Source organism: Nocardioides sp. URHA0032 (genome assembly GCF_000620645.1).
Lineage (GTDB): Bacteria > Actinomycetota > Actinomycetes > Propionibacteriales > Nocardioidaceae > Nocardioides.
Window position 1 is genome coordinate 75,225 of sequence record NZ_JIAV01000020.1, and the last position, 23,165, is coordinate 98,389.

Here is a 23,165-nt window from a genome sequence, read left to right on the forward strand (position 1 = left end):
CCCCCGCCCCTCAGTCCTCAGCCACACACAGAATTTCTAACGAAGGACAGCAGCCATCGTGCTCGACGTTAACTTCTTCGACCAGCTTCGGATCGGCCTGGCCACTGCGGAGGACATCCGCACCTGGAGCCACGGCGAGGTCAAGAAGCCGGAGACCATCAACTACCGCACGCTCAAGCCCGAGCGTGACGGCCTCTTCTGCGAGAAGATCTTCGGTCCCACCCGGGACTGGGAGTGCTACTGCGGCAAGTACAAGCGCGTGCGCTTCAAGGGCATCATCTGCGAGCGCTGCGGCGTCGAGGTGACCCGGTCCAAGGTGCGCCGTGAGCGCATGGGCCACATCGAGCTCGCCGCCCCGGTCACCCACATCTGGTACTTCAAGGGTGTCCCGAGCCGGCTCGGCTACCTGCTCGACCTCGCGCCGAAGGACCTCGAGAAGGTCATCTACTTCGCGGCCTACATGATCACCGCCGTCGACGAGGACGCTCGCCACCGCGACCTGTCCTCGCTCGAGGGCAAGGTCCAGCTCGAGCGCGAGCGCCTCGAGAAGCGCCGCGACGGTGCGCTCGAGGACCGGGCCAAGAAGCTCGAGGAGGACCTCGCGGCCCTCGAGGCCGAGGGTGCAAAGGCCGACCAGCGCCGCAAGGTGAAGGACGGCGCCGAGCGCGAGATGAAGCAGATCCGCGACCGTTCGCAGCGCGAGATCGACCGTCTCGACGAGGTGTGGAACACCTTCAAGTCCCTCAAGGTCCAGGACCTGATGGGCGACGAGATGCTCTACCGCGAGATGAAGAACTGGTTCGGCAAGTACTTCGAGGGCCACATGGGCGCCACGGCGATCCAGAAGCGCCTCGAGTCCTTCGACATCGAGGCCGAGGTCGAGTCGCTGCGCGACACCATCGCCAACGGCAAGGGCCAGCGCAAGGTCCGCGCCCTCAAGCGCCTCAAGGTCGTCGACGCCTTCCGCAAGACCGGCAACAAGCCCCAGGGCATGGTGCTGGACGCGGTCCCGGTCATCCCGCCGGACCTGCGCCCGATGGTGCAGCTCGACGGTGGCCGCTTCGCGACCTCCGACCTCAACGACCTGTACCGCCGCGTCATCAACCGGAACAACCGCCTCAAGCGGCTGCTCGACCTCGGTGCGCCCGAGATCATCGTCAACAACGAGAAGCGGATGCTCCAGGAGGCCGTCGACTCGCTGTTCGACAACGGCCGCCGCGGTCGTCCGGTCACCGGCCCGGGCAACCGGCCGCTGAAGTCGCTGTCCGACATGCTCAAGGGCAAGCAGGGTCGCTTCCGGCAGAACCTGCTCGGCAAGCGCGTGGACTACTCGGGCCGTTCGGTCATCGTGTCCGGTCCGCAGCTGAAGCTGCACCAGTGCGGTCTGCCGAAGCAGATGGCGCTGGAGCTGTTCAAGCCGTTCGTGATGAAGCGCCTGGTCGACCTGTCGCACGCTCAGAACATCAAGTCCGCGAAGCGGATGGTCGAGCGTGCCCGCCCGGTCGTGTGGGACGTCCTCGAAGAGGTCATCACCGAGCACCCGGTGCTGCTCAACCGCGCACCCACGCTGCACCGCCTCGGCATCCAGGCCTTCGAGCCGCAGCTGATCGAGGGCAAGGCCATCCAGATCCACCCGCTCGTCTGCTCGGCGTTCAACGCCGACTTCGACGGTGACCAGATGGCCGTGCACCTCCCGCTGTCCGCGGAGGCCCAGGCCGAGGCCCGGATCCTGATGCTGTCGACGAACAACATCCTGAAGCCGTCGGACGGTCGCCCCGTGACCATGCCGACCCAGGACATGATCATCGGTCTGTTCTTCCTGACGACCGACCGTCCGAACCAGCCCGGCGAGGGTCGTGCCTTCGCCTCGGTCGGCGAGGCGATCATGGCGTTCGACCGTGCCGAGATCTCGCTCCAGAGCCCGGTCAAGATCCGGTTCGAGGACGTCGTCCCGCCGCTGGAGCTCGCCGGCGACCTCGAGGGCCCGCAGCGGCTGACCCTCGAGACCACCCTCGGTCGCGCGCTCTTCAACGAGACCCTGCCCGTCGACTACCCGTACGTGAACTACGAGGTCGGCAAGAAGGCTCTCGGCGCGATCGTGAACGACCTGGCCGAGCGCTACACCAAGGTCGAGGTCGCGGCGTCGCTGGACGCCCTCAAGGACACCGGCTTCCACTGGGCGACCCGCTCGGGTGTCACGGTCTCCATCGACGACGTCACCACGCCGCCGGAGAAGGCCCAGATCCTGTCGGGCTTCGAGGCGCAGGCCGCGAAGGTCCAGACCCAGTTCGAGCGTGGTCTGGTCACCGACGAGGAGCGTCGCCAGGAGCTCATCGAGATCTGGACCCAGGCGGCCAACGAGGTCGGCAAGGCGATGGAGACGACGTTCGACCGCGCCAACCCGATCTACATGATGGTGGAGTCGGGTGCCTCCGGAAACATGAACCAGATCCGGCAGGTCGCCGCCATGCGAGGCCTGGTGGCGAACCCGAAGGGCGAGATCATCCCGCGGCCGATCAAGTCGAACTTCCGCGAGGGCCTGACCGTTCTCGAGTACTTCATCGCGACCCACGGTGCCCGCAAGGGCCTGGCCGACACCGCGCTGCGTACCGCCGACTCGGGTTACCTGACCCGTCGCCTGGTGGACGTCTCGCAGGACGTCATCATCCGTGAGGACGACTGCGGCACCGAGCGCGGCCTGCCCAAGCGGATCGGCGAGCGTCGCGAGGACGGCACCGTGGTCAAGGCGGAGAACGCCGAGACCGCGGCGTACGCCCGCTCCGCGGCCACCGAGATCACCCACCCGGAGACCGGCGAGGTGCTCGCCGGTGCCGGTGAGGACCTCGGCGACGTCAAGATCGGCGAGCTCGTCGCGGCCGGCATCGAGGAGGTCAAGGTCCGCTCCGTGCTGACCTGTGACGCCAAGACCGGTACCTGCGCGAAGTGCTACGGCCGTTCGCTGGCGACCGGCAAGCTCGTCGACATCGGCGAGGCCGTCGGCATCATCGCGGCCCAGTCGATCGGTGAGCCCGGCACGCAGCTGACGATGCGTACCTTCCACACCGGTGGTGTGGCATCGGCCGACGACATCACGCAGGGTCTGCCCCGCGTGGTCGAGCTCTTCGAGGCACGGTCCCCGAAGGGTCGCTCGCCGATCGCCGAGGCCTCCGGGCGGGTGGAGATCGACGAGTCCGACAAGGCTCGCAAGATCCTCATCACGCCGGACGACGGCTCCGAGGTCCAGGAGTACCCGGTCTCGAAGCGCTCGCGCCTGCTGGTCGCCGACGGCGACCACATCGAGGTCGGCCAGATGCTCACGCTCGGTACGCCGGACCCGCAGGACGTCCTGCGGATCCTCGGTGTGCGCCGGGCGCAGGAGCACCTGGTGGACGAGGTCCAGGCCGTGTACCGGTCGCAGGGCGTGTCGATCCACGACAAGCACATCGAGATCATCGTGCGGCAGATGCTGCGCCGGGTCACGGTGATCGAGTCCGGTGACACGAACCTGCTCCCGTCCGACCTGGTCGACCGGGTCCGGTTCGAGGAGGAGAACCGGCGCGTGGTCTCCGAGGGCGGCAAGCCGGCCTCGGGTCGCCCGGTCCTCATGGGCATCACCAAGGCCTCGCTGGCGACCGAGTCGTGGCTCTCGGCGGCCTCCTTCCAGGAGACCACCCGCGTCCTCACCGACGCCGCCATCCACGGCCGCTCGGACTCGCTGCGCGGTCTGAAGGAGAACGTGATCATCGGCAAGCTGATCCCGGCGGGTACCGGCCTCGAGCGGTACCGCAACATCCGGGTGGAGCCGACCGAGGAGGCCCGCGCCGCGGCGTACTCCGTCACGGGCTACGACTCCTACGACTACGAGTTCGGCAACGGCTCGGGTCAGGCTGTCGCTCTGGACGACTTCGACTTCGGGTCGTACCAGAACTGACGTAGGTCCCACCGAGGCCCCATCTCCGCTGTGCGGGGGTGGGGCCTTCGGCATTCTCTGCGCCGCTGTCGCGGCGCGGGGGTCGTTGTCTCCCTCGTCGTCTTGCGGCGTGCTGTGCCGGGCGCCTGCGGGGGTCCTTCGGGCCCGGCTCGTCGCTACCTCGCCGTGTCCTCGCTTCGCTCCGCCACGCCTCGGTTTCACGCTCCTTCGCAGGGCCCGAGGCCCGCCGGCGCCCGGCGTGCGCGCCCGCTCCTCGGTCGTGCCTCCTTGGTGGGGTTGGGTGTGGTGCTGCCGTCTGCGGCGGTTTCGTCGCCGCCCCCTCGCTACCTCGCCGTGTCCTCGCTTCGCTCCGCCACGCTTCGGTTCGACGCTCGTTCGGCGGCGCCGACCGCTTCCGACGGCAGGTCGCTTCCCGTGTCCTGGGTGCCCGCTGTGCCGGTCGCCGGCGGGCTCCTCCCGGTCCGGCTCGTCGCTACCTCGCCGTGTCCTCGCTTCGCTCCGCCACGCCTCGGTCTCACGCTCCTTCGCGGGGCCCGAGGCCCGCCGGCGCCCGGCGTGCGCGCCCGCTCCTCGGTCGTGCCTCCTTGGTGGGGTTGGGTGTGGTGCTGCCGTCTGCGGCGGTTTTCGTCGCCGCCTCCTCGCTACCTCGCCGTGTCCTCGCTTCGCTCCGCCACGCCTCGGTTCGACGCTCGTTCGGCGGCGCCGACCGCCTCCGACGGCAGCCTGGCGCGTCATGTCCGTGGGCATGCCTGCGTCCGACTGGCTGCTGGGGGCGCCTGTGGGCCCTTCGGACCCGTCTCGTCGCTACGTCGCCGTGTCCTCGCTTCGCTCCGCCACGCCTCGGTCTCACGCTCCTTCGCCCGGCCCGAGGCCCGCCGGCGCCTGCCTGCCGGCGGGACCGGCGCGCCCGCGGGTTCGCAGGGCCCGAGGCTCTCCGACGCCAGCGTGCGCGCCTGCTCCACGGTCCTGCCTCGGGTGGTTGTTATGGTGGTTTTGTTCGAGGAACGTGTTGCGCAGTTCGTCTCCGACGGCATCCGCCACTCGACGACCACCGTCTCGGGTGCTCGTGCGCGCGTTGCCTGTGGGTGCGACGAAGGGGTGGGGTGTGAGCTCGAGGTTCTGGACTGTGCTGCTGACGCTCGCGCTGGCGGGCTCGCTGCTGGCAGGGCCGGCCGACGCGGGGGCCTCGGCGGCCGCGGGGAAGAAGAAGTGGGCGCCGGCGGCGGGCGGGTTCTTCAACGACCCGTGGGGCGACATCGACGCGAAGTACCGGATCGAGCGGCAGATCGTGGCGGCGATCCGGCACGCGCACAAGGGGTCCTACATCCGGATCGCGGTGTACTCCTTCGACCGGACGAACGTCGCGCAGGCGCTGATCGACGCGCACAAGCGGGGCGTACACGTGCAGGTGCTGCACAACGACCACCAGTACACGAAGGCCATGAAGATGCTGAAGCACGCGCTCGGCACGAACCGTGGCAAGAAGAGCTGGGACTACACCTGCAAGACCGGGTGCCGGAGCGTGCAGGGAGTGCTGCACGACAAGATCTACCTGTTCGACCACACCGGGTCGGCGCGGGACGTGGTGATGACCGGGTCGGCGAACCTGACGAAGAACGCGACGGCCCACCAGTTCAACGACCTGCTGATCCAGAAGGGCGTGCCGGACCTGGCCAGGACGATGCTCGAGCTGTTCCGGCACCTGAAGAAGGACAAGACCGACAAGCCGCTCTACTGGCACCGGGTCATCAACAAGTCCTACCGGCTGTGGGTCATGCCGCACCCGCACACCAACGTGAGGAACGACCCGATCATGGACATCCTGCGGCCGGTCCAGTGCCGGGGCGTGGGCCGCGGCGTCGGCATCAACGGACGCACCAAGATCCGCGTCTCGATGCACGCGTGGAACGGCGACCGCGGCGTCTACATCGCGCGGCGGCTGCGCCACCTGTACGCCCAGGGCTGCAACGTGAAGGTGATGTGGGCGCTCGCGGGGTCCGGCATGAAGAAGGTGATCGGCATGGACACCAGGCGCGGGAAGGTGCGCCGGCACGCCAATGGCTACAACACCGACTGCGACCCGGAGCACACGGTCGACATGTACAGCCACCAGAAGTACATGACGATCTCGGGCCACTACGGCAAGGACCGCACGGCGTCCCTGGTGTTCACCGGGTCGAGCAACTGGACGCACTCCGGGATCAGTGGCGACGAGCTGATCCTGCGGGCCAGCGGGCCGAACCTGGTGAATAGCTGGAACCGCAACTTCGACCACATCTGGACCAAGCGGTCCCGGCCGGTGGGCGCCGGCGGCGGCTTCCGTCCGGACCCGCCGGACTGCCAATGGCCCACCGGCGCGGAACGGCGCGCGACCGCGCACGGGCTGACCTTCGGCGGTGCACACTGGGAGGACGACTGACGCAACCGGACGGGCTCCCCGTGCATCCCATCGGTGGCGACCCGGTTGGCGGGTCCGGAGAAGGAGCAACACCGATGAGGACGATGTGGGGAGCCGCGCTGGCGGCTGTGGTGCTCGGAGTGACGGGCGTGCCGGCGGTGGCGACGGGCGCGCAGGGTGTGCCGGAGTGCACGAACGCCGAGCTGGTGGCGTCGTACCACCAGACCGGGGCGGGGATGAGCCACGAGTACGGACGGATCGTCCTGACGAACCGGTCCGACCACGCCTGCACCGTGCGGGGGTACGGCGGCCTCTCGTACGTCGGGGGCGGCGACGGGACCCAGATCGGGGCGGCCGCGGACCGGGCGAAGAGCCGGGTGCGCACGGTGGTCGTGCACGCCGGGGGCAAGGTGGTCAGCGCGGTGACCGCGACCGACACCTCGCCGTTCCCGCGGCACCGGTGCCGGCCGGCGCACGTGGACGGCTTCCGGGTGTACCTGCCCGACGAGACCCGGTCGCAGTACGTCGCGCACCCCACGACGGGCTGCCGCAACACGCGGGTTCACTTGCTCAGCCACAAGGCTTACCGTCGAGCATGACCCAAGCGCAGGACCGACCCGACGACGCGGCGACCGACGAGGAGGTCGAGCAGGAGCGCCAGGAGCGGCTGGGCCCCGAGAACCGGCCCGACGAGGCCGAGGTCGACAACACCGACCGGGAGTTCGACGAGGAGAAGGGGATGTTCACCGACTCCGAGGGCTACCAGGAGGCCGAGGAGCGGTTCCCGCCGATGGGGGAGCAGGGAGCCTGATTCCCGTCGCCGGCCCGTCGCCTGAGACAATCGACGGGTGAGCACTCCCGCGCGGACCGACGTCCTGGTCGTCGGCGCCGGCCCCGCCGGGTCGGCGGCCGCGGCGTGGGCGGCGCGCTCGGGCGCGGACGTGGTGCTCGCGGACGCGGCGTCGTTCCCGCGTGACAAGACGTGCGGCGACGGCCTCACGCCCCGGGCGATCGGCGAGCTCCAGCGACTCGGTCTCGAGGACTGGCTGCGGGCGCACACGGTCAACCGGGGGCTGCGTGCGCACGGCTTCGGGCAGACCCTGCTGCTGCCCTGGCCCGGCCCTGGAGAGGCAGGTACCGGGCTGCCGGACTGGGGCTCCGCGGTGGCTCGCACCGAGCTCGACGACCACCTGCGCACCACCGCCATCAAGTCCGGCGCGACCGCGATCGACGGGCACCGCGCCGTCGACGTCCGGCGCGACGGCGACCGCGTCTCCGCGGTCGTGTTCCGCACGGCGGACGGCCCGGTCGAGATCGGCTGCCGCCGGCTGGTCGTGGCGGACGGCGTCCGCAGCCCGCTCGGCAAGGTGCTCGGCCGCGAGTGGCACCGCGAGACCGTGTACGGCGTGGCCGGCCGGTCCTACGTGGCGTCCGCGATGTCCGACGACCCGTGGATCAGCTCGCACCTGGAGCTGCGCGGTCCGGACGGCCAACAGGGAAAGGGCAGGGTCCTGTCCGGCTACGGCTGGATCTTCCCGCTCGGCACCGGCGAGGTGAACATCGGCGTCGGCACGCTGGCCACCGCGAAGCGCCCGGCCGACGTCGCGATCAAGCCGCTGATGGCCTACTACGCCGACGAGCGCCGCGAGGACTTCCAGCTCAGCGGCGACCTGCGGATGCCGACCTCAGCGCTGCTGCCGATGGGCGGGGCGGTGTCGAACGTCGCGGGCCCCAACTGGGCGCTGATCGGCGACGCCGCCGCGTGCGTCAACCCGCTCAACGGCGAGGGCATCGACTACGGGCTCGAGACCGGCCGTCTGCTGGCCGAGGTCCTCGACGGGCACGCCGACCTCTCGGCGGTGTGGCCGGCGCTGCTGCGCGACCACTACGGCGAGTCGTTCTCGATCGCGCGCCGGCTGGCCGGACTCGTCACGGTCCCGCGCCTGCTGCCGACGCTCGGACCGGCCGGGATGCGGTCGGACTGGCTGATGACGCTCGCGCTGCGCTGGATGGGCAACCTGGTGACCGACGAGGACCGCGACCGCGCCGCGCGGATCTGGCGCTGGGCCGGTCGCCGCTCGATCGCCCGCGACCACCGCCCTCCCTTCAGCTGATGGCGGGTCTTCCCCAGCGGCAGCGGGTGGCGGCGTACGCGGTGATCCTGCGCGACGGCCAGATCCTGCTGAGCCGGCTCTCCGAGGCGGTGACGTCCGACGAGCTCTGGACGCTGCCCGGCGGCGGGCTCGACCACGGCGAGGACCCCCGCGACGCGGTGATCCGCGAGGTGCACGAGGAGACCGGCCTCGACGTCATGGTCGGCGAGACCGCGCGGGTCTACTCCGCGCACCTGCCGGGGGTGTGGCGCGAGGGACGGCGAGTCGACGCGCACGCGCTGCGGATCGTGTACGACGGCTGGGTGCCGCTCGACGCGCCCGCCCCGCACGTGGTGGAGGTGGGCGGCTCGACGGTGGAGGCCGGCTGGAAGGCGCTCGCGGACGTGGTCGACGGCACCGTGCCGGTCGCGCCGATGGTGCTCGAGGCGCTGGCCGACCACCAGCCGTTCCGCCACCAGCGCCTCGGCGCCTACGGGCTGGTCGTCCGGGACGGCTCCGTGCTGCTGGTGCGGATCTCGGGGAAGGGCTTCCACACCGGGTCCTGGACGCTGCCGGGCGGTGGCGTCGACCACGGGGAGTCGCCGCGGACCGCGCTGGTGCGCGAGATGCGCGAGGAGTGCGGCGTCGAGGCGGCGGTGGGCGAGCTGCTGACCGTGCACGACGAGCACTTCAGCGGCACCGCGCCGAACGGCCGGTTCGAGGACTTCCACGCCGTGGGCCTGGTCTTCGAGGTGGCGCTCGCGGACCACGTCGAGCCGGTGCTCGCCGAGGCGGACGGGACGACGGACGCCGTCGAGTGGGTCCCCCTCGCCGAGGTCGGTGCGGGCGGCCGACCGGTGCTGCCCCTCGTGACCGAGGCGCTCAGGACACCGGCGCCGCGGCCACCTCGCACACGTTGAGCCACGGCTTCACGTCGTTGTTCGTGACCATGTAGGACGACAGCACCCACAGCTTCTTCACGCCGCCGACCGACCACCAGATCCGCATCATCCCGTTGGTCGGCAGGTCGACGGGCCCGAGCAGACCGGTCACCGGGTCCCAGGCGAGGTCGGAGTAGTGGTCGACGTGCTCGCCGACCTGCCCCTCGCCGCGGACGTACTCGTAGTCCATGTACGAGTCGGGGTCGTTCGTCTGCAGCGCGACCGTCTGCTCGCCGTACCTCCCGGTCTCGCAGCGGAGCCGGGCCTCACCGAAGCCGGGGAGCGTGGTGGCGCTGGTGGTCTGCCGGGCGGCCTCGTCGTCGCCGTGCCAGCTCAACCCGAACTGCTGGTCGGTGTCGGTGTTCAAGGCCAGCGTCATCTTGCAGTACTGGCTGCCCGGGAAGGCGAACCGCTCCCAGTACCAGGTCAGCTTGAACGACGTCGCGGGCAGCGCCAGCGTGCCGCCGCCGGGCTGGTTGCGACCCGGGCGCTGGCTGATCACGCCGTACGCCGAGCCCTTCTCGTAGTCCTCGATCGGGGTCCTCTGGTTGAGCCCCTCGTGGGCCTGCGAGCCGGTGCCGCCCTTGCCGTCGTCGGCCGCGGTCGCGTAGGTGAAGATCCGGACATTCTTGACCGCGACCCGGTCGCTGCCGTCCTTGGTCTCGAACTTCGCCATCCACATCTGGGTCTCGGCGCGGCGGTCGTTCGCGTGCAGGCGGATCATCGTGTTGTTGGGCTGGCAGACCAGGTCCACCTGGCCGATGCCGGGGACGTCCGCGGTCTTCTGGTACCTCGGCCTCTTCTGGTAGCCCTGCCACTTCACCACGATCCGGCTCTGCTGCTGGACCGCGCGCTCCTTCGCGGTCCGGCTGCCGGCGTACGTCGGTCCGACGCCCAGGGACGCGAGGACGAGCGCCAGGGACGCCACCAGCGCGCCGAGGCGGGTACGGCTCATCGGGCAGGCTTCTCGCTCTGAACGGGCTCTGCGGGCGTGGTCGTGTCGTCGCTCGGCGCGTACAGCAGCGGCGCCTTCTCGCCCGTCAACCACTGGTCCTCCAGGGTCACGGTCTCGTCCGGCAGCGACACCAGGCGCGCGTCCCGGGCCAGCGACTGGGCGTTGCGCAGGTAGTGCGTCATGAAGTCCTTGACCTCACCGCGGGCGAGCGACCGGGTGGTCGTCGTGATCAGCAGCTGCCGGGCCAGCGGGTACTCGCCGCTGGTGATGGTCCGCTGGCTCGGGAAGATGCAGTTCATCCGTCCGTCCGGACGGGTGATCTCGAAGGGCCGCAGCTGGTCCTCGAACAGCTCGTAGTAGCTGAACCGGAAGTAGGCCACGTGGCCGCGGTAGGCGTTGTAGAGCTGACGGGCGTGGTTGATCCCGCCGTACCGGTTGTCGACCTTGCCGTAGTGGTCGAGCGCGGCGTTCAGCCGGTCCCGGGCGTGCGAACGGCGCACGAACGCCTTGTCCACGCGTTCCTGGTCCTTCTGCTTGTCCGCCACGCTCCGCTCGTCGCGGATGCCCTTCGCGCGCTCGGCGAGCGCGGTCTCGAGCTCGGTGCGGGCGGCCTCCATCTCGGTGCGGGCGTCCTGAACCGCCTGGTCGGCCTGGGCGCGGAGCCGGGCGGCGTCGTCGAACCGCGCCGCCTTGACCTGCATCCACGGCTTGCCGACGACGAACAGGCGGGCCTGCTCGTCGCTGTTCGCGAGGTGGTAGTCCGAGCGCAGGTCGACCCGTGACGGCTCCGGCGCGTCCAGCACATAGCGGCCGAAGAAGCCGAACCCGCTGTTGTCCGGGTCGGGGCCACCGACGCGGAGCGGCACGTCGTCGTAGCCGAGCGGCTCCTGGCTCCAGTTCGTGAGCGGCGAGCCGGCGCGGTAGAGGTCGCGCACCTGGTCGACGCCGAGGCAGTCGGCGCCCACGTCGGTCTCGGACTTGATCGCGATCACGATCGCCTCGGCGGCGACCTGGAACTGGACCACGTCGAGCCCGACGGCCTGGCAGGCCTCCCACTCGGCGCGGCTGATCGGACGCGCCGAGTCGACCAGGTCGATCTGGCCGGCGCACAGCTCCTGGTAGGCCTGGTCCTCACCGTTGTCGGCGACGTTGACCTGGACGGCGTTCGCGGTCGCCTCGTAGGAGTCGACCTCCCGGGCGGTGAGCGAGCCGGTGGTCGTGCCGTCGACGTCCACGACGCCCGACGGGCGCTGCGGCAGCGCGGCGTACGCCTTGTCGATGTCGCGCAACCGGGCCTGCTCGGCCCGGAAGTCGTCCGCCTGGCCCCGGCTGACCTGGTCGGTCGCCTGGTGGGACGGGTCCGAGCAGGCGGCCAGCAGCGTCAGCGAGACCGCTGCCGCGACCACACCGGCCAGCAGGCGGGTACGTCGGTCGCTCGTCATCGTGCGCATCACTGGGCCCCCTGGTCAGGCGTGCTCGTGGGCGAGCTGCTCGGCGAGGAGGTCGGCGAGGCGCTGGGGCTGACCAGCGCTGCGATCTCGTTCTCCTCCGGGGGGTAGTGGTAGCGCTGACCGAGCGGCAGGACCTCGAAGTCCTGGATCGTGAGGCCCTGGAGCTCGTTGCCGTGGATCAGGTTGTCGGTCACGTCGCGCTGGGCGTACAGGGTCGGCACGGCCGCGCGGTCGACGACGATCGCGCCGTACGTGCGCAGGCAGGCGACGATGGCGTCCGCGAGCCGCTGCTGCTGCTTGGTCAGCTTGATCAGCTTGCCCGTGATCGGGTCCCGCGGCTGCGGCAGCACCACGTCGCGCTTCAGGCGGATCCGGGCGCCCTCGGGGATCGAGGTCACCCGGCCGGTGCCGTCGGTCGAGGACGCGGGCTGCACGAAGACGTTGGCCGCCGGGCCCGGCAGGCTGATCGCCAGGGCGTGGTTGATCTCCCCGGACTCCAGCTCGCCGGGGCGGATCAGGCCGGCGAACAGCGGCAGGCCGGAGCCGCGCGCGCCCTCGGTCCACGGGGGGCTGTAGCCGGGGCCGTTGAGGTCCCACTTGCGCATGTAGTTGTAGGAGATCGTGTCGTCGTCCTCGCGGCGCGCACGCCACAGGTCGTAGGCGACCGAGGCGGAGGTGTCGAACACGGTGTACCAGCCGTCGTAGCGCGGGTCCGGGTCGACGTCGTCGGGGATGTTCAGCGTCGTCGTGTCGGACCCGTCGCCGCAGACCAGCTGGCGGCAGACCAGCGAGGTCGGCCGGCCGCCAGCGACGACCGGCACGGTCCAGCGGGTGGTGTTGATGTAGAGGCCGTCGTCGACCAGGATCCGCTGGTCGAAGAACGACCCGTCGGGGCGCTCGACCACGCCGACCCGCTCCTGCGAGAGGTCGATCATGTGCTGGGACGCCGGGTCGGTCCGGACGGAGTCGATCCGCCTGTTCCACGGCGAGGCGTCGTTGAAGAACCGGCGCTCGGGCACCACGACGCTCTTCGAGTCAGCCTGGTTGACGTTCACGACGACGTTGCCGCCCCTGCTGCCCGCGTCATCGTCGTTGCCGCCGCAGCCGGCCAGCACCAGGGCCGAGGCCACGGCGACGACGGCGAGGACACGGGTACGGCGGCGGTGCATCGGGTTCCTGTTCGGCATGGTGGTCATCGGGTTCCCTCGTCCCCGCGGCTGCGGTTGAGGGAGGCGTCGGTCGCGTCGGCGACCCGGGAGACCGCGTCGCTGAAGACCGAGAGCCGGTGGCCCTCGTCGCCCGGGTCGTCGTCGAGCTCGTCGATGTCGCCGGCACGGAGCCGCGCGGCCGACACGATCGCGTGCGCCTCGCGGCGCGACTGCAGCCGGATCAGCTCGGCGTCCAGCTCGGCCTGGGCGGTCACCAGCTCGTAGCGACGGGTCGCCTCCAGCTCCATCGAGTCGAGGTGGCGCAGGGTGGCCTCCTCCGCGGAGCGGATCCGGCCGATCACCTCGGCGGCGATCTCCTCGACGGCCCGCGCGACCTCGACGGCGCGCTCGTCCGGGGCCGGAGGCCCCAAGGCCACGACCGGGGCCGGCTCGGACTCCGGCTCGGGCTCCGGCTCGGGCTCGGGCACGGCCATGACGACGGGCTCGGGCGTCAGCGTCTTCGGGCTGCGGACCTTCTTCGGCTTCTCCGCGGCCGGCTCCGGCTCCGGCTCGGGCTCGACCTCGGCGGCCGCCTCGGGCTCGGGCTCGGGCGCCGGTTCCGGTTCCGGTTCGGGTTCCGGCTCGTGGACCACCGGGGCGACGTACGTCGAGCGGCGCTGGACCGCCGGCGCCTGCTCCGGGTCCGGGGCCAGGGCGGCGCTGAAGTCGACCTTCCCGATCCGGGCGTCGTCGGTGAGCGCGGACAGCACGTCGTCGACCGAGGGCGGCGGCGCGATCCGGCCGTCGCGGTCGCCGGTCACGACGACTGCCCGAGCTGGTCGATCTGGCTGCTCTGCTGGTCCGGGGAGAAGCCGGCGGGCACGCCGACCAGCACGTACCGCGGCGTGCTGTAGACGACCTGGAGCTGCGCGTCGTTGCCGGCGGCGGCATCCGGGTAGAGCTTGGTCAGCAGGTCCCCGTTGTCCGCGGTCGACATCAGCAGGTAGTCGACGTACTCGGCCGGGTTGCGCGCCGCTTCCTTCCAGGGGCCGTCGGACCTGTCGACCCGGTCGAAGAACAGCTCGGGGTGGCCGGTCAGCATCATCACGGCGTACGTCTGGGCGTTGTCGGTCAGGATCGAGTTGTCCTGCGAGACGTTGTTGCGGATGTACTCCGCCATCGCCTGCTCCGACACGATGCCGACCTTCTCGCCGTTGAGCGTCTCGGCACCCTCCTGCGACTCGCCGGTCGTGAGCGCCGCCGCGAACGGTGCCTCGAGGTTCTGGAACCGGTAGGTCTTCATCTCGTTCAGCGTCCAGGGGATGCTGACCAGCAGGCCCACGATGACCACGGCGGCCACCAGCGTGCTGCCCTCCTCGGCCGACCGGGCGAGCCAGATCGCGCCGACCACCGAGAGAAGCAGGATCGGGAGCGCGTTGCGCATCAGCATCGGCGAGTCGGTCAGCCGGAGCGCGACCGCGAGCGCGGGCGTCAGGATCGCGGCACCGAGCAGCACACCGAGCCAGAGCGCGAACGGGTTGCCCCGGGCGAAGCCGGAGAAGATCAGTGCGGGCAGCACGATGATCGCGATCGGTGCGCCGTACAGGACCAGCTCGCCGGTGGCGCGGAGCAGATCGACGGCCGAGAACATCTCGAGGCCGCCGGACGACGCGGCGTCGCTGCTGCGGGTGATCCACGAGAACGGGCTCAGCAGGAGGACCAGGTTGAAGACGGTCCACAGCGCGATGACGTACACCGTCGGAGCGGCGAACCCGACCACCGTCCCCTCGACCTCGGTGCCGTCGGCGCCGAGCCGGGCCAGGATCGCGCCGATCATGATCGCGCTCAGCACGAAGAACGTCAGCGACGAGTAGCCGGAGAGCGCGGCCACGGAGTAGGCGATGCCGGCGAGCATCACGAACCGCACGTCCGCGGTGATGTACCAGGCGAACAGCGAGCCCAGCCCCGTGACCACGAACGCGATCCACACGAAGTGGCGGGTGCCGGTGGTGGCGTAGAGCAGCACGAGCGGGTTCGCGCCGAGCGCGAGCAGGAGCGCGTACCGCAGCGGGCCGGCGACCAGCGCGCGGCGCATCATCGTGTTGAGGCCGACCATGGTGATCGCCGCGAAGATCGCCGAGGCGAGCGGTACGGCGGCCATCGAGGTCACGAAGCCGCGGAAGACCGCGAGCGGCGCGATGAGCAGGGTCGCGAGCGGCGGGTAGTCGAAGCCGATCGCGGACAGCTTGGCCGGGTCGTTGTGCCAGACCATCAGCGCACGGTTCAGGCGGTCGAGGGTCTCGAAGCCGACCACGTGCTGGTCGACCACGACCCAGTAGCCGAACCACGTGTAGCCGACGGTGAAGAACAGGAAGACCAGCGCGCTCTCCCACCAGCGGCGGGGCACGTCGCTCGGCCGGCGGCCGACCGACTGGACGACGCCGCTGAGGCGCTCCTTGGTGTGGACGACGGTGGCGGTGCTCACGACTGGCCCGCCGATCCGTCGTCGAGGCCGTGGGTCGTCTTCTCCCAGTAGAACGGGTTCGTGAACAGCTGGATGAAGCCCTTCCAGGCGGCCCAGCTCATCAGGCCCCAGTAGAGGGGCGACAGCAGGGCCGTGCGGGTCAGGCTGAACTCACCGCGCTGCAGGCTGCCGGCCACGCTGAGGTACACGAAGATGAAGTTGCCGACGAAGAGCAGGGCGCTCGCGACGTAGAAGATGATGCCCGGGAAGAGCTGCTGGATGATCCCCGCCTGGGTGAACACGTAGAGCGTGGTCAGGCCCCAGAAGATCGGGTTCAGCAGCAGCACGAACGCGGTCCCCATCGTGAGGTTGATGCTGAGGAACCCGCGCAGGCCGGTGGCCGCGAGCAGCTGGAACGGGTGCCGCATGTGCACCAGCCAGGTCTGGATGTAGCCCTTGTTCCAGCGGCTGCGCTGGCGGATCCAGTTCGGGACCTGGGAGTTGGCCTCCTCGAGCGTGGTCGAGTCGATCATCGCGGTGCGGTAGCCCTCGCGATGCAGCCGGATGCCGAGGTCGGCGTCCTCGGTCACGTTGAACGGATCCCAGGCGCCCAGCTCGCGGAGCTTCGAGGTGACGAAGTGGTTCGAGGTGCCGCCCAGCGGGATCGGCGACTCCGCTGCGCCCATCGCCGGGAGGATCAGCTCGAAGTGCATCGAGTACTCGTTGGCGAACCACGCGGTCAGCAGGTTCTGGTCCTGGTTGAAGTGGTTGAGCTTCGCCTGGACGCAGACGACGTTGTCGGCGACCCGGCCGAAGGCGATCACCGCCTTCTTGAGCTGGTCGGGGTCCGGCCGGTCCTCGGCGTCGAAGATGACGCAGTACGAGCCGGTCGCGAGCTGGAGGCCGTAGTTGCAGGCCTTGGGCTTGGTCTTCGGCTGGCTGTCGGGGACCACCACCAGGTGGAAGTGCGGCGGCAGCTCCATCGCACGGATCTTCGCGACCGTCTCCTGGTCGTCCTCCTCGCAGAGGAGCTTCACGTCGAGCCGGGTGCGCGGGTAGTCGAGCGCGTTGATGTCCCGCACCAACCGCGGCACGATCGCCGCCTCCTTGTAGAGCGGGACGAGGATCGTGTACCTCGGCAGGTGCCGCTCGTCGAGCGCCGCGATCTCCTCGTCGGTGACGTCGGTCTCGAGGTGGGTGCCGAGCGCCCGCAGGGTGAGCCGGAACTTGTAGAACGACACCACCAGGTACAGCAGGCTGCAGGCCGCGATCACACCGATCACGGTGCTCATCGGCCAGATCACGCCGCACACCACGACGACGATCGCCACGAGCACGAAGGTCGCCTTCTGGCCCCCGGAGACGACGATGTGCGCCGACTCCTCGGGGCGGGTCTCCATCAGCAGCCGGGTCGACACCTCGGCGTAGTGGCGCGAGTGCACGTGCTGGATCAGTTGGTCGAGCTCGGTGCGGTTCGCGAGCAGCTGGCGGAACGGCGAGCCGAGCGCCTCCTCGACCTCGGCGGCCTGTTCCGCGTCCAGCGGGCGGGCGACGGCGAGCAGGACCAGCTCCTCGGTCGCGGCCACGGGCACCACCTGGAAGGCTTGGGCGATCGGCTCGGGCAGTCGGCGGGCCACCTCCATGTCGGGCGCGAACTCCGACAGGCCGACGCGCTGCATCTGGTACATCTCCGAGAGCGCGGCGACCAGGACGTCCTCGGTGATCGCCTCATGCGAGACCAGGATGTCGCCGAGCGGGTCGCCGGTGCGGGAGTACTCGAGCATCGCGCGCTGCAGCTGGTCGTCGGTGATCAGCCCGCTGCGGGTCAGCATCTGGGCCATCTGCATCCGGGCCCGGCGCGCCTCCGGCGTCTCGACCTCGGTCTCCTGGGGCGGGTACACCGTGTCGATCGCCGAGACGATCTCGTTGACGGTGTGCCGCACCAGCAGCACCGGCCGGTCGATCCGCTCCGCCACGACGTGCGCGGTGATGGTGTCGTCGGCGTCCGCCGCGGCCACCAGCACGGTGCCGTCGACGGCCGCGTACGGCATCACCCGGAACGTGCGGCAGATGCCCTCGGGAATGAGGTGCCGCAGGTCCTGGTCGACACCGTCGGTGAGCCGCGGGTTCCGGCGGGTCTGGGTGGTGGTCATGTCGCCGTTCCTGCTCCGAAGCCATGGGCGGGTCCGGCCGGCCCGGCCGGGCCACCGCCGCCGCCGGCCGCGGGTGCGGCCTTCCTCTTCCCACGCGGCCGCAGCACGGCGTACACGAGGTAGGCGACGGCCAGGGCGAGGAGCGGCGCGATCAGGAACGAGAGCAGCACGACGACGAGGATCACCAGCGTCAGCACGATGTCCACGAAGGCAGCGCCGATCGACTTGGCAGCCGGACGTGACGGGCTCGCCTGCACCGACATGATGCATCCCCCCTGCTCGGCGCCCCCCGGACGCCGCCTCGAATCGACCACCCCCATGGTGGACTCGATCGCTGTCACCGTAGTCGGCTTTCCGGCACATCCCGGAGCGGTCTGGTCCAGCGTTGATCGACTGTGGCAGAGACGTTGACGGGGCGTGGACCGGCTGTGGATCTGCGGGCCCGGACGGCCTACTCCTGGTGGCCCGTGAGCCAGTTCCTGGCGGCCGTGCCGTACGCCGTCGGGTGGCCCCGCTCGTCGGTCACCAGCGCCATCGGGTCGGCCGGATGGTCCGCCCAGACCCAGAACAGCGCCCCGAGGTTGTGGGCGTCGGCCCAGTCCAGGTAGCGCTCGACGTACCCCTGCTCCGGGTGGTCGGCGCCCAGCTCGGAGGTGAGCACCGGGACGCTGTCGGCCAGCTGGCCGAGGATGCCGTTCCAGCAGTCCTCGTCCGCGCACTTCTTGAAGTCGTAGGAGTGGAAGGCCGCGACCAGCTGGTCGTCGTCGGGCGCGAACTCCAGCCAGTGGCCGAGGTCGTTGGCGTAGTCGAGCCCGCCGAGCAGCACCGGCTGCTCGGCGCCGGCGTTCCTGATCGCGGAGACGACCGCCGCCATGCCCTGCACCGGGTAGGTGACCCGGCCGGTGGACGCCGTCTGGTCGTCGTCGACGGGCGCCTGGCAGCCGCCGTCGCGCCAGCACTTCCAGGTCAGGTCGAACACCGAGCGGGTGCCGCTGGCGTTGTAGCGCGAGTAGGGCTCGTTGAACGCGTCGAACATCACCGACGGGTTGCCGGCGTACGCACCCGCGACCGAGGTCCAGAAGGCGATCGACTCCGAGTCCGGCATCGCCAGGTTGCCGAACTCCGGCTGCCCGATCCGCTTGCGGCTGTGCAGGTCCAGCACGACCACGATGCCCTCGTCGTTGAGGGCGTTGACGAACTCGTGCACCTCGGAGCGGTAGCCGTCGACGGTGCGCTCCTCGTACTGGTCGCTGACCGGAGCGCCGCGGGTGCCGAGCCAGCAGTCCTGGTTCAGCGGGAGGCGGACCGTGTTCGCGCCCCACTTGGCGATCATCTTCGCCTCGGTCGCGTACGGGTCGCGGGCCACGACGTTGTCGAGCGCGGAGTAGCCCCAGCCCTGCGCACAGGCGTACTCGAAGCTGCTCCAGTTCACCCCGCGCGGGACGAACTCGCGACCGCTGCGGGCATCGACGATCCGGTCGCCGTCGACGACGGGCTGCGCGGCGCCGGCGTCGGGCGCGGCGAGGGAGGCCATCGGCGACCTCAGCTGGGCATACAGGGCGCCCCCGGAGACGAGCACGACGACGACCGCCAGCACGACCCACCGCGCACGGCGCCACACGTGACGCATGGAAGCCCCCCTCTTCGCCGCGCCCCAGCCTAATAGGTTGGCAGGGTGAGCGAGACCGTATTCACCTACGCAGCCCCGGCCCTGAAGTTCGGCATCGGCGCCGCCGCCGAGATCGGGCACGACCTCACGACGTACGGCGCCCGCCGGGTGCTGCTCGTCACGGATCCGGGCGTCGCCGCCACCGGTCACCCCGCGCGGATCGCCGAGCAGGTCGCCGCCCGCGGGGTCGAGGTCACGACGTACGACGGCGTGCACGTCGAGCCCACCGACGAGTCGCTGCGGGACGCGATCGACTTCGCCCGCGACGCCGGCCCGTTCGACGCGATCCTGGCCGTCGGGGGCGGGTCGTCGATCGACACCGCGAAGGCCGTCAACCTGCTCACGACCAACCCCGGCGAGCTGCTGGACTACGTCAACGCGCCGATCGGGAAGGCGCTGGCGCCGCGGGAGAAGCTGCTGCCGCTGGTCGCGGTCCCGACCACGACCGGCACGGGCGCGGAGAGCACCACGATCTGCGTGCTGGACGTGCTGTCGCTGCACGTGAAGACCGGCATCAGCCACCCGGCCCTCCGGCCCACGCTCGCGGTCGTGGACCCCCTGCTGACGGTGACCCAGCCGGCGTCCGTGACGGCGGCGGCCGGCATGGACATCCTGTGCCACGCGCTCGAGAGCTGGACGGCGCGCTGGTACGCCGACTTCGACGCCAAGCGCCCCGAGCAGCGGGTGCCGTACTGCGGCGCGAACCCGATCGCCGACATGTGGGCCGAGAAGGCGATGACCCTGCTCGCGGGGGTCTTCCGCGACGCCGTGCGCGACGGGAGCGACCTGGCCGCCCGTGAGCAGATGGCGATGGCGGCGACGTTCGCGGGCCTGGGCTTCGGGAACGCCGGCGTGCACATCCCGCACGCGAACGCCTACCCCATCGCCGGCCGCGCCGCGGAGCTCGTCCCGCACGGGATGGCGGTCTCGCTGACCGCGCCGGAGGCGTTCCGCTTCACCTTCGACGCCGCGCCCGAGCGGCACGTGCACGCTGCCCGCCTGCTCGACCCGTCCGCGACCCCGGGGCCCGACGCCCTGCCGACGGCGCTGACCGCGCTGATGCGCGACATCGGCATCCCGAGCGGCCTGGCGGCCGTGGGGTACGGCGAGGCCGACGTGGACGACCTGGTGGCGGGTGCCCTCCAGCAGCAGCGGCTGCTGGCGACCGCGCCGAAGAGTCCCACGGAGGAAGACCTCGCGTCGGTGTTCCGGGGCTCGATGGAACACTGGTGACGTGACGAACCCCGCCCCGGACCTGGTCGCAGCGTTGCGCCAGCGGGGGGTCTCGGACGTCGACGACTCGACGCTCACCCGGGCGCTCTACTCCTCCGACGCGTCGTTGTACCGGGTGGTGCCGCAGGTCGTCGTCCGGCCGCGGCACGCCGACGAGCTGGACGCGATCCTCGACGCCTCGGCGGAGACCGGCGCGCCGGTCACGATGCGCGGCGCCGGCACCTCGATCGCGGGCAACGCGGTCGGCGCCGGCATCGTCGTGGACACGGTGCGGCACCTGAACGCCGTCCTCTCGGTGGACCCGGACGCCCGGACCGCCGTCGTGCAGCCGGGGGTGGTGCACGCCGACCTCCAGCGCGCGGCCGCGCCGTACGGGCTGCGCTTCGGGCCGGACCCGTCGACGCACACGCGCTGCACGATCGGCGGGATGATCGGCAACAACGCGTGCGGCTCGCGGGCGCTCGGCTACGGCCGCACGGTCGACAACGTGGTCGAGCTCGACGTCGCGTACGGCGTCGGCGCCACCGACGTCGAAGCACGGCTCACGGCGCTGGTCGACCAGCACCTCGCCCACGTCCGCACGACGTTCGGCCGGTTCTCCCGGCAGGTGAGCGGCTACTCGCTCGAGCACCTGCTGCCCGAGAGCGGCCGCTCGGTCGACCGGTTCCTCGTCGGCTCCGAGGGCACGCTCGCCGTGGTCCGCGGCGCCACCGTCCGGCTGGTCGAGGACGACCCGGACCGCCGGCTGGTGGTGCTCGGCTACCCGTCGATGGCCGACGCCGCCGACGCCGTCCCCGCCCTGCTGGCGGCGGCTCCGGCCATGACCGCGTGCGAGGGCCTCGACTCCCGGATCGTCGACCTCGTCCCGGGCGCCCCGGAGCTCCCGCGCGGCGCCGGCTGGCTGTTCGTCGAGGCGCGCGGCGCCGACACGGCCGCGGTGGTGGCGGCCGCCGGCGCGCTCGGCCACCGGGTCGTCGAGGACGCCGCCGAGGCCGCCGCGCTGTGGCGGATCCGCGAGGACGGCGCCGGGCTCGCGGCGCGCTCGCTGTCGCGGCCGGCGTACTCCGGGTGGGAGGACGCCGCGGTGCCGCCGGAGCGGCTCGGCGCGTGGCTCCGGGACTTCGACGAGCTGCTGAAGGAGCACGGCCTGGACGGCGTGCCGTACGGCCACTTCGGTGACGGCTGCGTTCACGTGCGGATCGACTTCCAGTTCGCGGACGGCGGGCTGGCGTTCCGCGAGTTCCTCACCGCGTGCGCACTGAGGCTGAAGGAGCACGGCGGCTCGCTGTCCGGCGAGCACGGCGACGGGCGGGCGCGCTCGGAGCTGCTCGCGACGATGTACGACGAGGAGTCGCTCGCGTTGTTCCGCGCGGTCAAGGACGTGTGCGACCCCCGCGGCCTGCTGAACCCCGGCAACATCGTCGACCCCGCGCCGCTGGACGCCGACCTCCGACCGACCCGGCCGCGGCCGTCGATCCCGCTCGCGGACGCGGTGCACCGCTGCACCGGCGTCGGGAAGTGCGTGGCGCCGCGGACCAACGGCGTGATGTGCCCGTCCTACCTCGCCACCCGCGAGGAGAAGGACTCGACCCGAGGCCGGTCGCGGGTGCTGCAGGAGGCGCTCGACGGCTCGCTCGTGCACGGGCTCGCCGACCCCGCGGTGCACGAGGCCCTCGACCTCTGCCTGTCCTGCAAGGGCTGCGCCTCGGACTGCCCGACCGGGGTGGACATGGCGACCTACAAGGCCGAGGCGCTGCACGCGACCTACGCCGGCAGGCGGCGGCCGCGCAGCCACTACCTGCTCGGCCGGCTGCCGACCTGGGCCCGACGGGCCGCGCCGATGGCGACGACCGCGAACCGGCTGATGAGGCTCGCCCCCGTCGCCCGGCTCGCGAAGGCGACGGCCGGCATCGACCAGCGCAGGTCGATCCCGGCCTTCGCTCCCCGCACGCTGCGGCGCACGACGGGGGTCCCCGACGTGGTCCCCGACGTGTGGATCTGGGCGGACTCCTTCACCAACCACTTCTTCCCCGCCAATGCGCTGGCCGCGATCGACTTCCTGGCCTCGGTCGGCGTCACCGCTCGGGTGATCGCGGACGACGCGTGCTGCGGGCTGACCTGGATCTCGACCGGGCAGCTCGACCAGGCCCGCACGATCCTGTCGCGAACGGTGCGGACGCTCACGCCGTACGTCGACTCCGGGGTGCCGGTGGTGGGGCTCGAGCCGTCCTGCCTCGCGACGCTGCGCAGCGACGCGGAGGAGCTCGCGGGTTCGGCGGTCGGGGTGCTGACGTTCGCCGAGCTGCTGGAGCGGCTGGACGTGCCGCTGCCGTCGCTGGCGGGCGTCGAGGTGGTCGCGCAGCCGCACTGCCACCACGCGTCGGTCCTGGGCTGGGCGGCGGACCGGCGGATCCTCGAGAAGGCCGGCGCCCGGGTCACCCAGGTGGCCGGCTGTTGCGGGCTGGCCGGGAACTTCGGGATGGAGAAGGGGCACTACGAGGTGTCCGTGGCGGTGGCGGAGACGCACCTGCTGCCCGCCGTGCGCGCGAACCCCGGCGCCGTCGTCCTCGCCGACGGGATGTCCTGCCGGGTCCAGCTCGACGACCTCAGCGGGACCCCCACGATGCACCTGGCCGAGCTGCTCGCTTCTACACTCAGGGCGTGAACCCCCGCCACCGCCGCCTCGTCATCCCGATCGCGCTGGCGGCGCTGCTGGTGATCGTCGTCCT

The 23,165-nt window shown here is 71.2% G+C and carries 16 protein-coding genes; 8 read left to right on the forward strand and 8 right to left on the reverse strand.

Translation table 11 applies throughout. From position 1 onward, the window contains the following. Positions 1-58 precede the first annotated feature (58 nt). The 6 genes from N538_RS0110775 (at position 59) to N538_RS29470 (ending at position 9,342) form a co-directional block, all read left to right on the forward strand. Complete coding sequence (locus N538_RS0110775; protein WP_028637319.1) at positions 59-3,931, forward strand: DNA-directed RNA polymerase subunit beta'; 3,873 nt, start codon at positions 59-61, stop codon at positions 3,929-3,931. A gap of 1,105 nt (positions 3,932-5,036) precedes the next feature. After that, the gene (locus N538_RS0110780; protein ID WP_155992055.1) at positions 5,037-6,350 is read left to right on the forward strand and encodes a phospholipase D-like domain-containing protein; all 1,314 of its coding nucleotides are present in this window, start codon (positions 5,037-5,039) and stop codon (positions 6,348-6,350) included. 74 nt (positions 6,351-6,424) lie between these two features. Then, positions 6,425-6,928 (forward strand): DUF4232 domain-containing protein, encoded by a 504-nt coding sequence (locus N538_RS27395; RefSeq protein WP_197025304.1) that lies wholly within the window; start codon positions 6,425-6,427, stop codon positions 6,926-6,928. After that, positions 6,925-7,140 (forward strand): hypothetical protein, encoded by a 216-nt coding sequence (locus tag N538_RS0110790; RefSeq protein ID WP_028637321.1) that lies wholly within the window; start codon positions 6,925-6,927, stop codon positions 7,138-7,140. Before N538_RS27395 ends, N538_RS0110790 begins: the two co-directional genes overlap by 4 nt. Positions 7,141-7,177: 37 nt before the next feature. Then, positions 7,178-8,443 (forward strand): geranylgeranyl reductase family protein, encoded by a 1,266-nt coding sequence (locus N538_RS0110795; protein ID WP_028637322.1) that lies wholly within the window; start codon positions 7,178-7,180, stop codon positions 8,441-8,443. Next, positions 8,443-9,342, forward strand: coding sequence for an NUDIX domain-containing protein (locus N538_RS29470; RefSeq protein ID WP_036570152.1), 900 nt, complete (start codon positions 8,443-8,445; stop codon positions 9,340-9,342). Before N538_RS0110795 ends, N538_RS29470 begins: the two co-directional genes overlap by 1 nt. On the opposite strand, the gene N538_RS0110805 is transcribed toward N538_RS29470, so the two are convergent. The 8 genes from N538_RS0110805 to N538_RS0110840 form a co-directional block, all read right to left on the reverse strand. Next, entirely contained in the window at positions 9,305-10,318 is a 1,014-nt protein-coding gene (locus N538_RS0110805; protein ID WP_028637324.1) for a hypothetical protein, read from the reverse strand. The genes N538_RS29470 and N538_RS0110805 overlap by 38 nt on opposite strands. Then, complete coding sequence (locus N538_RS0110810) at positions 10,315-11,769, reverse strand: substrate-binding domain-containing protein (protein ID WP_028637325.1); 1,455 nt, start codon at positions 11,767-11,769, stop codon at positions 10,315-10,317. Before N538_RS0110810 ends, N538_RS0110805 begins: the two co-directional genes overlap by 4 nt. Beyond that, a complete protein-coding gene (locus N538_RS28395; RefSeq protein WP_028637326.1) occupies positions 11,769-12,965 on the reverse strand; it encodes a hypothetical protein in 1,197 nt (398 codons plus the stop codon). Before N538_RS28395 ends, N538_RS0110810 begins: the two co-directional genes overlap by 1 nt. Continuing rightward, the gene (locus N538_RS28980; RefSeq protein ID WP_036570154.1) at positions 12,962-13,738 is read right to left on the reverse strand and encodes a hypothetical protein; all 777 of its coding nucleotides are present in this window, start codon (positions 13,736-13,738) and stop codon (positions 12,962-12,964) included. The genes N538_RS28395 and N538_RS28980 overlap by 4 nt, the downstream gene beginning before the upstream one ends. Then, positions 13,735-15,402: a hypothetical protein gene (locus N538_RS0110825; RefSeq protein ID WP_028637327.1), complete on the reverse strand. Its 1,668-nt coding sequence runs from the start codon at positions 15,400-15,402 to the stop codon at positions 13,735-13,737. Before N538_RS0110825 ends, N538_RS28980 begins: the two co-directional genes overlap by 4 nt. Beyond that, on the reverse strand, positions 15,399-17,534 hold the full coding sequence (locus N538_RS24880) for a glycosyltransferase (RefSeq protein WP_051549171.1): 2,136 nt from the start codon (positions 17,532-17,534) through the stop codon (positions 15,399-15,401). The genes N538_RS0110825 and N538_RS24880 overlap by 4 nt, the downstream gene beginning before the upstream one ends. Further along, positions 17,531-17,797, reverse strand: a complete 267-nt coding sequence (locus tag N538_RS28985) for a hypothetical protein (protein WP_028637328.1) — start codon at positions 17,795-17,797, stop codon at positions 17,531-17,533. Before N538_RS28985 ends, N538_RS24880 begins: the two co-directional genes overlap by 4 nt. Positions 17,798-17,985: 188 nt before the next feature. Continuing rightward, positions 17,986-19,164 carry a cellulase family glycosylhydrolase gene (locus N538_RS0110840; RefSeq protein WP_028637329.1) on the reverse strand — a complete coding sequence of 393 codons (1,179 nt, stop codon included), beginning with the start codon at positions 19,162-19,164 and terminating at the stop codon, positions 17,986-17,988. Positions 19,165-19,209: 45 nt separating this feature from the next. Here N538_RS0110840 and N538_RS0110845 point away from each other — a divergent pair, with 45 nt between their 5' ends. Beyond that, positions 19,210-20,436 (forward strand): hydroxyacid-oxoacid transhydrogenase, encoded by a 1,227-nt coding sequence (locus N538_RS0110845; RefSeq protein WP_028637330.1) that lies wholly within the window; start codon positions 19,210-19,212, stop codon positions 20,434-20,436. Between the two features lies 1 nt (position 20,437). Further along, positions 20,438-23,101, forward strand: a complete 2,664-nt coding sequence (locus N538_RS0110850; protein ID WP_028637331.1) for an FAD-binding and (Fe-S)-binding domain-containing protein — start codon at positions 20,438-20,440, stop codon at positions 23,099-23,101. The last annotated feature ends 64 nt before the right edge of the window (positions 23,102-23,165 follow it).

What these genes read in the sequence shown, in the direction of transcription:
- N538_RS0110805 (WP_028637324.1), bottom strand. Translation starts at nt 10,318, where the DNA reads ATGAGCCGTACCCGCCTCGGCGCGCTGGTGGCGTCCCTGGCGCTCGTC.
- N538_RS28985 (WP_028637328.1), bottom strand. Translation starts at nt 17,797, where the DNA reads ATGTCGGTGCAGGCGAGCCCGTCACGTCCGGCTGCCAAGTCGATCGGC.
- N538_RS0110790 (WP_028637321.1), top strand. Translation starts at nt 6,925, where the DNA reads ATGACCCAAGCGCAGGACCGACCCGACGACGCGGCGACCGACGAGGAG.
- N538_RS24880 (WP_051549171.1), bottom strand. Translation starts at nt 17,534, where the DNA reads ATGACCACCACCCAGACCCGCCGGAACCCGCGGCTCACCGACGGTGTC.
- N538_RS27395 (WP_197025304.1), top strand. Translation starts at nt 6,425, where the DNA reads ATGAGGACGATGTGGGGAGCCGCGCTGGCGGCTGTGGTGCTCGGAGTG.
- N538_RS29470 (WP_036570152.1), top strand. Translation starts at nt 8,443, where the DNA reads ATGGCGGGTCTTCCCCAGCGGCAGCGGGTGGCGGCGTACGCGGTGATC.
- N538_RS0110840 (WP_028637329.1), bottom strand. Translation starts at nt 19,164, where the DNA reads ATGCGTCACGTGTGGCGCCGTGCGCGGTGGGTCGTGCTGGCGGTCGTC.
- N538_RS0110810 (WP_028637325.1), bottom strand. Translation starts at nt 11,769, where the DNA reads ATGCGCACGATGACGAGCGACCGACGTACCCGCCTGCTGGCCGGTGTG.
- N538_RS28395 (WP_028637326.1), bottom strand. Translation starts at nt 12,965, where the DNA reads ATGACCACCATGCCGAACAGGAACCCGATGCACCGCCGCCGTACCCGT.